Source organism: Yinghuangia soli, assembly GCF_021502675.1.
Taxonomy (GTDB): domain Bacteria; phylum Actinomycetota; class Actinomycetes; order Streptomycetales; family Streptomycetaceae; genus Yinghuangia; species Yinghuangia soli.
Window position 1 is genome coordinate 22299 of the sequence record NZ_JAKFHA010000055.1, and the last position, 10598, is coordinate 32896.

The 10598-nt window shown below is 73.8% G+C and carries 7 protein-coding genes; 1 reads left to right on the forward strand and 6 read right to left on the reverse strand.

The window, feature by feature from the left end:
- The first annotated feature begins 201 nt into the window (after positions 1-201).
- The gene (locus tag LZ495_RS41520) at positions 202-3882 is read left to right on the forward strand and encodes a MinD/ParA family ATP-binding protein (protein WP_235058433.1); all 3681 of its coding nucleotides are present in this window, start codon (positions 202-204) and stop codon (positions 3880-3882) included.
- Positions 3883-4025: 143 nt separating this feature from the next.
- Here the strand turns inward: LZ495_RS41520 and LZ495_RS41525 are convergent, their stop codons facing one another.
- The 6 genes from LZ495_RS41525 to infB form a co-directional block, all read right to left on the reverse strand.
- Positions 4026-4970: a bifunctional riboflavin kinase/FAD synthetase gene (locus LZ495_RS41525; RefSeq protein ID WP_235058434.1), complete on the reverse strand. Its 945-nt coding sequence runs from the start codon at positions 4968-4970 to the stop codon at positions 4026-4028.
- 251 nt (positions 4971-5221) lie between these two features.
- Positions 5222-6121 carry a tRNA pseudouridine(55) synthase TruB gene (truB, locus tag LZ495_RS41530; protein WP_235058435.1) on the reverse strand — a complete coding sequence of 300 codons (900 nt, stop codon included), beginning with the start codon at positions 6119-6121 and terminating at the stop codon, positions 5222-5224.
- Between the two features lie 120 nt (positions 6122-6241).
- Positions 6242-7420, reverse strand: coding sequence for a DHH family phosphoesterase (locus LZ495_RS41535; RefSeq protein ID WP_235058436.1), 1179 nt, complete (start codon positions 7418-7420; stop codon positions 6242-6244).
- Positions 7417-7890, reverse strand: a complete 474-nt coding sequence (gene rbfA / locus LZ495_RS41540; protein ID WP_235058437.1) for a 30S ribosome-binding factor RbfA — start codon at positions 7888-7890, stop codon at positions 7417-7419. Before rbfA ends, LZ495_RS41535 begins: the two co-directional genes overlap by 4 nt.
- 37 nt (positions 7891-7927) lie before the next feature.
- Positions 7928-8221, reverse strand: a complete 294-nt coding sequence (locus tag LZ495_RS41545) for a DUF503 domain-containing protein (protein WP_235058438.1) — start codon at positions 8219-8221, stop codon at positions 7928-7930.
- A 243-nt stretch (positions 8222-8464) separates the two neighbouring features.
- Positions 8465-10598: translation initiation factor IF-2 (infB, locus tag LZ495_RS41550; protein ID WP_235058439.1), on the reverse strand; the 2134-nt coding region annotated here is incomplete at its 5' end.

Below are 10598 nucleotides of genomic sequence, written 5' to 3' on the forward strand. Positions count from 1 at the left end.
GTCCGGGAACCGGCGCGGTGCCGCGGCGGGTTCCCGGGCCGATCCGAGGGATCTCCCCGCATGGCCCGGCCGACCCGGGACGCCACGGCCCGGGTTGAATAGTCTGGGGCTTCCCCCGTCACGGGGACATGGCCCGGAACGCCGGAGGCGGGACCTCGGGGCACCACCCCGACATCCTCCGGATGATCGGAAGGACCAGCGGTGAGCAGCGAGCAGGACGGCACGCACGTCGAGACCCCGGCGGACGAGGAGGAGGAGTGGTCAGGACCTGACTTCACCATGCCCTCCTGGTACGGGCAGTCCGCAGGTGCACAGCACGCGGACCCGTTGCCCGCGCCGAGCGGCACGCCGATCGGCGGCCTGCCCCCGCAGTCCGGGGTGCGGCCCGGAGCCGCTCCGGGGCCGCAGGAGGACGCTCATGCGGGACCGCAGGCGGCTCCGCACGCAGGTCCGCAGGGGGGACCGCATTCCGCCGCGCCGTCCGGCCCGTACGTCGAGCCGGTCGCCGCGCCCGACCCCGGTCCGGCCTCGGCCACCGAGCCGACGGACCGTCAGCATTCCGGCATTCCGGGCGCGTTCGCAGCTTCTGAGCAGACCCCCGCCTGGGTTCCCCCGGTCCACACGCCGCGGTCCGCGGACGACTCCGAAGTCCCGCCCGCGCACGGCGGCGACCGCGGGCACGCGCAGGGCCAGGGGTACGGGGCGCCCGGCCCCGGGCAGAACGCCCCGACCCGCATGCTGCCGCCGATCACCGACGACATGCCGCCGCCGCCCGGCTACCAGGGCGGACCCACCGCTCCCCCGCCGCGGCCGAGCGCGCCGCCCGCGGTGCCGCCGCAGCCGGGCGGCCCGCCCCAGGCGCCGACCTGGCAGGCCCCGAACTCCCCGGCGCCGCAGCCCGGTCCCGGCGCGCCCGACCCGGCGCAGCAGCAGTGGTACGGGCAGAACACCGCGCCGCCGCCGGCCGGGTACCAGGGGTACCCGCCGCCCAGCCCGCCGCAGTACAACTCGCCTTACGGGCAACAGCCGCAGCCGCAGCAAGAGCCGTACGGCGGTCAGGGGCCTCAGGGTCCGTACGGTGCGCCGCCTCAGCAGCCCTACCAGGGGCAGGGACCAGGACAGGGTCAGGGTCCGGGCCAGGTTCCGGGGCAAGTACCCGGCCAGGTACCGCCGCAGGGCTGGCAGCAGCATGCCCCGGGGGCCTACGCCCCTGTCCCGCAGCCCGGTCCGGACGCGTCCGGGCACCCGTACCCCGGTCAGCACCCTGGTCAGCATCCTGGTCAGCCGCAGCCCGAAGGCCCGTACGGGCCCCAGGGCCGCGGCGCGTCGCCGTACGGCCCGGGGCAGCAGGGTCCTTACGTGCAGCAGGCGGGTCCCGGGCAGCCCGGGCACCCGGGTCAGCCCGACCCTTATGCCGCTCAGGCGCCGCAAGCCCAGGCGCAGCAGTCCGCCACGCCGTCGTGGACGCCGCCTGCCCCGCAGGCTCCGCACGTCCCCCAGCAGCACGAGGCAGGCCGGTCCGAGCCGTCGTCCGCGCCGGGCGATGCCGAAGCGTCGGTCGGCGATCGCGCCGGTACGGCGCCGTCGGCGAGCGACCTGGCCCGGCTGATCGTGCAGGGCGGGGCCGAGCAGCAGACCGGCCCCGCTGCGGCCGACGCACCCGGCGAGGGCGAGCCGGAGACTCCGGACGGATCCGGAACCGGTGTGCCCGGCACGGCCGATGACTCGGTTCCCGGGTTCGCCCGCGACGGTGATTCCGAAGCGTCGGCCGACGCCGCGAACGCCGCGCATGCGCCGTCCGCGCCGGAGTCGGGCGATGCGTCCGGGGCGGACGAGGCCGCAGCGCGTACGCCGTTCGCGATGCCGGGCGCTCCGGTAGCGGACGGCGACACCACCGGCCCGGCAGCCGGTGAAGCTGCCGACGCTGCTCCCGCCGAGGACGACGCGTCCGGATCCGGCGCGCAGCGCGCCCCGTTCGCGATGCCGGGTGCCGCTGCGCCCGGCGCCGAATCTGTCCCGGCAGGCGCTGCATCCGCTGCATCCGCGGCGGCCGCGGCCGCCGCGCCCGGCGACGAGGCATCGGGCGCCCCCGAAGCCCAGGCCGAGCAGGACCGTTCCGGCCCCGGCGGGCAGTTCGCCGGGCAGCCGCAGGCCGGACAGCCGTACCCCGGCGCTCCTGGTCCGCAGGGCGACGGATCCGGGCCCGGTCAGTACCCGGGGGCCCCTGGTCCGCAGAGTGACGGATCCGGCCCTGGCCAGTACCCCGGTGCCCCTGGGCAGCCGCAGGCCGGTCAGCCGTACCCGGGCGCTCCCGCGCCCGGTGCCTACCCGCCGCCGCAGGGGATGCCGAGCCAGGGATCGGCCTACCCGCCGCCCGGCTATGCGCAGCCCCAGCCCCAGTCGCAGCCGCATGCGCAGCAGCAGCCTGGTGATGCCGGGCAGTACAACTCCGGCCCGGGCACTGCGTACCCGCCGCCGAACCCGTACGGGACGCAGCCGGGTGCGTACCAGCAGGACCCGCAGGCCCGGCCCGACCAGCAGCAGTACCAGGCCGGCCACCAGCAGCCGGAACAGCCCGGCCAGCAAGGCCGGCCCGGCGCCTACCCCGGTGCCGAACAGCCGTACGGCGCCCCGCAAGGCGGCTACCCGGCGCCCGGCGACCCGCAGGCGAACCCCGCCTGGGGTGCCGACGTCTCCGGTGGCGGCCCGGCCCGCACCGTGGGCGGCGCTCCGCTCGGGTACACCGCCGCGGTCGAGCTGACCTCGGACCGCCTGCTGCGCCGCCAGCCGCAGGCCCGCCGGGCCACGCCGCGGTTCAAGCTGGGCGGCAAGGCCGCCGAGGCGCAGCGCGCCGAGCGTCTCGCCCGCATCCGCACGCCCGTCCTCAACGGCTACCGGATCGCGGTGATCAGCCTCAAGGGCGGCGTCGGGAAGACCACGACGACCACCGCGCTGGGCGCCACGCTGGCCACCGAGCGCCAGGACCGCGTCATCGCGATCGATGCGAACCCGGACGCCGGCACGCTCGGCCGCCGGGTGCGCCGCGAGACCGGGGCGACGATCCGCGACCTGGTCACCGCGATGCCGCGGCTGCACAGCTACATGGACATACGCCGCTTCACCTCGCAGGGGCCGAGCGGTCTGGAGATCCTGGCGAACGACGTCGACCCGGCGGTCTCCACGACCTTCGACGACTCGGACTACCGCGCGGTCATCGACCTGCTGGGCAAGCAGTACCCGATCATCCTCACCGACTCGGGCACCGGCCTGCTCTACAGCGCGATGCGCGGAGTCCTGGACCTGGCCCACCAGTTGATCGTCATCAGCACGCCCAGCGTGGACGGCGCGACGAGCGCGAGCACCACCCTGGACTGGCTGGTCGCGCACGGCTATGCGGATCTGGTGGCGCGCAGCATCACGGTCATCTCCGGGGTCCGCGAGACCGGCAAGCTGGTCAAGACCGAGGACATCGTGGCGCACTTCGAGACCCGGTGCCGCGCGGTCGTGGTCGTGCCGTTCGACGAACACCTGTCCGCAGGTGCGGAGTTGGACCTCGACATGATGCGGCCGAAGACGCGCGACGCGTACTTCGAACTGGCCGCGATCGTCGCCGAGGACTTCGGCCGGACCGCGCCGACCGGCGAACCGTGGCAGCAGGGCCCGTGGGCGCCGGACGGGCAGCCGCAGCAGCCTTACGGCGGCGGCGGGCAGTACCCGCAGCAGCAGCAGCCGTATCCGCAGCAGTACCAGCAGGGCGGGCAGCCCGGTCCCGGGCAGCAGCAGTACCCGGGCGGGCCCGCGCCGCAGCAGCAGCCGTACCAGCCGCAGCAGCCCCACCCGGGGCAGGCCTGGCCGCAGCAGCCGCCGCACCAGCAGGGCTGAGCCGGGACGACCGCGCGGAAAAACCGAGGGGCTCCCACCACTGTGGTGGGAGCCCCTCGGTTCGTGTTCGGCAGCGTACGACGCCTGTGCGTCGGCCTTGGGCCTCCGCACGAGGTCCGGACGACGCCTGTGCGCCGGCCCGTTCAGCCCGCCGTGTCGTACGCGTCGACCAGGTCGCGCGCCCGCTTCACGTCGTCGGCCATGCGCTCCAGGAGCGCCTCGATCGAGTCGAACCGCTCCATGCCGCGCAGCCAGGCCAGGAACTCGACGCTCACGTGCACGCCGTACAGGTCCAGGTCGGTGCGGTCGATCGCGTACGCCTCGACCCGGCGCTCGGTGCCGTCGAAGGTCGGGTTGGTGCCCACCGAGATCGCCGCGGGCAGCCGGTCGCCGCCGACCACGAGCCAGCCGGCGTACACGCCGTCGCCGGGGATCGCGGTGTACGGCAGCGTCTCCAGGTTCGCGGTCGGGTAGCCCAGCTCGCGGCCGCGCTGGTCGCCGCGCACCACGACGCCCTCGACCCGGTGCGGCCGGCCGAGCACCACGCGGGCGCCGTCCACGTCGCCCTCGGCGACCCGGGTGCGCACCACCGTGGACGAGAAGACCGTGTCGCCGTCCGTGAACAGCTCGGGCTCGACGACCGTGAAGTCGTGCTCGGCGCCGAGCCGTTCGAGCAGCTCGACGTTGCCTGTCGCCTTGTGCCCGAAGCGGAAGTTGCGGCCCTCGACGACGACCTGCGCGTGCAGCGCGTCGACCAGCACCTGGCGTACGAAGTCCGCCGCGTCCAGCCGGGAGAACTCCAGCGTGAACGGCAGGATCAGCACCGCATCGACGCCGAGGTCGGCCATCAGCTGCGCGCGCCGGTGGTGCGGCGTCAGCAGCGGCGGATGGCTGCCCGGACGCACCACCTCGCTCGGGTGCGGGTCGAAGGTCACCACGACGGACGGCAGTCCGCGCTCGCGGGCGATCTCCACGGCCTGCCCGATCACCCGCTGGTGCCCGCGGTGCACACCGTCGTAGGACCCGATCGTGACGACGGAGCGCCCCCAGTCGGAAGGGACGTCCTCCAAGCCCCGCCAGCGTTGCACCTGACCGCTCCTCGTTCCTGTGACGGTTCCTCGCGACACCCCCGCGGAACATCGCAAGGCCAAGCCTGCCATGCGCCGGGCACCGCGCTTGCTCGGGCCCGCCTCCGGGGCCCGCCCGAGAGTCGGCCGAGAGTCGGCCGAGTGGTCCGTCCGGGGCACCGCGCGGCGCCCGGGACGCTTCCCTGCGGCCTCCCCGTGGCCTCCCCATGGCCTCCCCATGGCCTCCCTGCAGTCTTCTTGCGGCCGCCGGATCAGCCGACGAACACCGCGATGGGCTTGGCCTGCCCCTGCTGCTCCTCCACCAGGGCCAGGAAGACGCCCTCGGGGTCGAACACGGCGATCGGGCCGGACTCCGCGCCCTCGGCCTTCAGGCGGCCGCCGTGGGCCACCAGGCGGGCCTCGTCGGCGGTCACGTCGCGGCGCGGGAAGGCAGCCGAGGCAGCTTCCGCGATGGGCAGCACCGCGAAGGACTCCTCCAGCTGCTCCAGAGTCCGCGCCGCGTCCAGGCCGTACGGGCCGACCGCGGTACGGCGCAGCATCGTCAGATGGCCGCCGACGCCCAGGTCCGCGCCCAGGTCGCGGGCCAGCGCCCGGATGTAGGTGCCGGACGAGCAGGTGACGGTCACGTCCAGGTCGACCATGCCGTCCGCGACACGCATGTCGTGCACGTCGAAGCGCGAGACGGTCACCGGGCGGGCGGCCAGTTCGACCTCCTCGCCCTCGCGCACCCGCGCGTACGACCGCTTGCCGTCCACCTTGATGGCCGAGACCTTGGACGGGACCTGCATGATCGGGCCGCTGAGCTTCGCGATGCCGGCATCCACCGCCTCGCGGGTGACGTGCCCGGCCGGGGTGGCCGAGGTCACCTCGCCCTCGGCGTCGTCGGTGACGGTGGCCTGGCCGAGCCGGATGGTCGCCTCGTACGTCTTCTCGGTCAGCGCGAGGTGGCCAAGCAGCCGGGTGGCCTTCTCGATGCCGAGGACCAGGACGCCGGTCGCCATCGGGTCCAGCGTGCCGGCGTGCCCGACCTTGCGGGTGCCCGCGATGCGGCGCATGCGCCCCACGACGTCGTGCGAGGTGAGGCCCGCGGGCTTGTCGACGATCACGAGGCCGTCGGGGGGCGGGGGGCCGGTACGGCGTGGCTTGCTCATCGGTGCTGTTTCTCCGGGGCGCGCCCGCACGGGCGCATCGGGACGGGATGCCGCGGTGCCGCGGGGGCAGGCACTGCGGGCGGGGCGGGGTGCGAGCCGGGCAGGCGGCCGCGTCCGGGCTCAGCCGGGCGCGTCGGTGACCGCGTCGTCGAGCAGGTCGCGGAAGCGCGCCACGACCGTCGCGGGGTCGTTCTCCGCGGCGGTGTAGCCGGCCGCGTAGAAGTGCCCGCCGCCGCCGAGCGCCCCGCACACCCTGCCGAGGTCGACCCGGCCCTTCGAGCGCGAGGACGCCTGCAGGCGGCCGTTGTCGTCTTCCTTGAGCACCAGGGCCACCTCGGCCTCGGCGCTCTTGCGGACCACGTCGATGATGCCCTCGATCTCGTCGAGGCGGATGCCGTAGGCGTGCCGGTCGGCGCGGGTGACCACGGTCCAGACCATGCCGAGCCCGCCGGCCGCGGCGGGGTCGAGCTGCGCGGCGGCAAGCGCGCCGGCCAGCACCTTGAGGTAGCCGAACCGGCAGGTGTCCCAGATGGCCCGCGAGATGAGGTCGTGCGGGATGCCGGTGGCCAGCAGCCGCGCGGCCATCGCGTGCGTCTCGGGCGTGGTCGCCGCGTACTTGAACGACCCGGTGTCGGTGACCAGGCCGGTGTAGAGCGTGGTGGCCACCTCGGCGGTCAGCGTGCCGCCGAGCCGGCGGACCAGCTCCTCGGCGAGGACCGCGGTGGCCGGGGCGGCGATGTCGATCAGATGGTGGGTGCCGAAGCGCGTGTTGGACGCGTGGTGGTCGACCACGACCAGCGCGGCGGCCGCCTTCGCCTTGGCCTCCAGCAGGCCCAGGCGGGAGCTGCCCGCGGCGTCGAAGACCATGGCCAGCTCGGGCCGGTCCGGCACCTCGGCGGGCGGGACCAGCAGGTCCAGGCCCGGCATGAAGGTCAGCGAGGCGGGCACGACCAGCGGGTCGTCGCCGTACGAGACGTACGCCTCACGGCCCAGCTCGCGCAGCGCCAGGCCGACCGCGAGGGCCGAGCCGAGCGCGTCGCCGTCCGGGTTGACGTGCGCGAACAGGTAGACGCGGGGTGCGGCGCCGACCAGCGCGACGACCTCGTCCCAGTCCTCTTCCCGGGGCGGGGCGGGCAGGCCCGGTGCGCCCTGCGGCGGCACCGGGCCGGCCTGCTTGCCTCCGTCGCCCGGCGGTGTCGGCGGCCCTGCGGGCAGGGCGGACGGCGGCGCCGGGGCGCCGATCTGGTCCATCGCCTTTGCGGGGCCCGGGATTCCGGCCGCCGACACCGTCGGGTTCAACGCTGCTCGTCCTCCTTCGTGGAGTCCCCGCCGTCCTCGTCGAGGTCGTCCTCGTCCGGGGTGCGGTACGGGTCCGCGTCGCCGGCATAGCTGGCACCCGCGGCGGTGAAGCGTACCGCCGCATCGGCCTCCTGCGCCCTGGCAAGCAGCTCATCGATCTGGCGCGCGTTGTCCGGGACGGCGTCCGCGACGAACGCCAGGGTCGGGGTGTAGCGCACCCCGGTCTGGCGCCCGACCTCGCTGCGGAGGACGCCCTTGGCGCTCTCCAGCGCCGCGGCACTCGCCTCCCGCTCGGTCTCGTCGCCGAACACGGTGTAGAACACGGTGGCTTCCCGCAGGTCGCCGGTCACCCGGGCATCCGTGATGGTGACGAAGCCCAGACGGGGGTCCTTGATCCGCCGGTCCAGGGTCTCGGCGACCACGACCTTGATGCGGTCCGCCAGTTTGCGCGCCCGCGCGGTGTCGGTCACTGATCCTCCATCTTCGGCAGGCCGTCCGGCCCGCCTGTCAATCGTCCTCGCTGAACACCCGGCGGCGGGCGGACAGCAGCTGAAGCTCAGGCCGCCCGGCGACCTGCCGCTCGCACTCGTCCAGCACTTCCGCGCAGCGCTCCACGGTCGCGGACACCACCGCGATGCCGATCCGGCTGCGCCGGTGTAGATCCTGGTATTCGACCTCGGATGCGGCAACGGCATTCTTGCGCTGCAGGTCCGCGAGTATCGGCCGGAGCAGCGAGCGCTTCTCCTTGAGGGAGTGCACATCGCCGAACAGCAGGTCGAGGGTGATCGTTCCAACGAACACGGGCATCACGGGCCAGGCGCCCGGGGGCCATCCGTCGTGCAGTGATTACTCGGACTACTCGGATTACTCGGGTGTTGCGGTGGTTGCGGTGGTGCTGTGCAGTTGTGCGCCGCGGCCGGGAATCCCGGACCGCCGGCGGTCTTCCATTGTTCTCCAACGGAGAGCCCTCCGCACCGACATAAGTGTCGGCGCGGAGGGCGCCCGTTGCTACTGCGTTCCGCTGCGTGCTACGGCCGGAGCCGGTCAGGCACGCGGCTTCTCGCGGATCTCGAACGTCTCGATGCGGTCGTCCACCTTGATGTCGTTGAACGACCCGAGGTTGATACCGCACTCGAAGCCCTCGCGGACCTCGGTGACGTCGTCCTTCTCGCGGCGCAGGCCGTCGATGTTGACGCTCTCGGCGACCACGACACCGTCGCGGATGAGGCGCGCCTTCGAGTTCCGGCGGATGGTGCCGGAGGTGACCATGCAACCCGCGATGTTGCCGAGCTTGGACGACTTGAAGACCGCGCGGATCTCCGCCGTGCCGAGCTGGACCTCTTCGTACTCGGGCTTGAGCATGCCCTTGAGCGCGGCCTCGATCTCCTCGATGGCCTGGTAGATGACCGAGTAGTACCGGACATCCACGCCCTCGCGCTCGGACATCGTCCGCGCCCGGCCTTCCGGCCGGACGTTGAAGCCGATGATGATCGCGTCCGAGGCCACCGCGAGGGTGACGTTCGACTCCGTGATCGCACCGACGCCGCGGTCGATGATCCGCAGCTCGACGTCGTCGCCGACGTCGAGGTTGAGCAGCGCGTCCTCGAGGGCCTCGACCGAACCGGAGACGTCGCCCTTGAGGATGAGGTTGAGCTGCTGGATCTGGCCTTCCTTGAGGGCCCGGTCCAGGTCCTCCAGGGAGACCCGCTTGTTGCGGCGGGCCAGCAGCGCGTTGCGGTTGGCCGCGGCGCGCTTCTCGGCGACCTGGCGGGCGGTGCGCTCTTCCTCGACCACGAGGAAGTTGTCACCGGCGCCGGGCACCGTGGTGAGACCGAGCACCAGCACCGGACGGGACGGGCCCGCCTCGGTGACGTTGTTGCCGTTCTCGTCGAGCATCGCGCGGACGCGGCCGTACGACTCGCCGACCACGATCGCGTCGCCGACGCGCAGCGTGCCGCGCTGCACCAGGACGGTCGCGACGGAGCCGCGGCCCTTGTCCAGGTGCGCCTCGATCGCGATGCCCTGGGCCTCCTGGTCCGGGTTGGCCTTGAGCTCGAGGGCCGCGTCGGCGGTCAGGATGACCGCTTCCAGCAGCTCGTCGATGCCGATCCCCTGCTTCGCGGAGATGTCCACGAACATGGTCTCGCCGCCGTACTCCTCGGCGACCAGGCCGTACTCGGTCAGCTGGCCGCGGACCTTCGTCGGGTCCGCGCCTTCCTTGTCGATCTTGTTGACCGCGACCACGATCGGCACGTCGGCCGCCTGGGCGTGGTTCAGCGCCTCGATGGTCTGCGGCTTCACGCCGTCGTCCGCCGCGACCACGAGGATCGCGATGTCCGTCGACTTGGCACCGCGGGCACGCATGGCGGTGAACGCCTCGTGGCCCGGGGTGTCGATGAGCGTGATCTTGCGCTCGTCGCCGTTGACCTCGGTGGCCACCTGGTAGGCACCGATGTGCTGGGTGATGCCGCCGGCCTCGCCCGCGACCACGTTGGTCTTGCGGATCGCGTCGAGAAGGCGGGTCTTGCCGTGGTCGACGTGGCCCATGACGGTGACGACCGGCGGACGCGGCCGCAGGTCTTCCTCGTCGCCCTCGTCCTCGCCCCACTCGAGGTCGAAGGACTCGAGCAGCTCGCGGTCCTCCTCCTCGGGGCTGACGATCTGGACGTCCCAGTCCAGCTCGACGCCGAGGTCGCGCAGGTCCTCGTCGGACACCGACTGCGTGGCGGTGACCATCTTGCCCAGGTGGAACATGATCTGGACGAGCGAGCCGGGGATCGCGCCGATCTTGTCCGCGAAGTCGGTCAGCGAGGCGCCGCGCGACAGCCGCAGAACGCTGCCGTTGCCACGGGGAGCCTGCACGCCGCCGATCGCGGGAGCCGACATGTTGTCGAACTCTTGACGACGCTGGCGCTTCGACTTGCGGGCACGGCCGGGACGGCCGCCGGGACGACCGAACGCGCCCTGCGTGCCACCACGGCCGCCGGGGCCGCCGCGACCGCCGCCGGGACGACCGGCGAAACCGCCGCCGCCACCGGGACGACCAGCGCCGCCGCCGCCACCGGGACCGCCGGGACGACCGGCACCGCCGCCGCCACCGGGACCGGCCGGACGGCCGGCGAAGCCGCCGCCGCCGGGACGGCCGGCACCGCCGCCGCCGGGACCGCCGGGACGACCG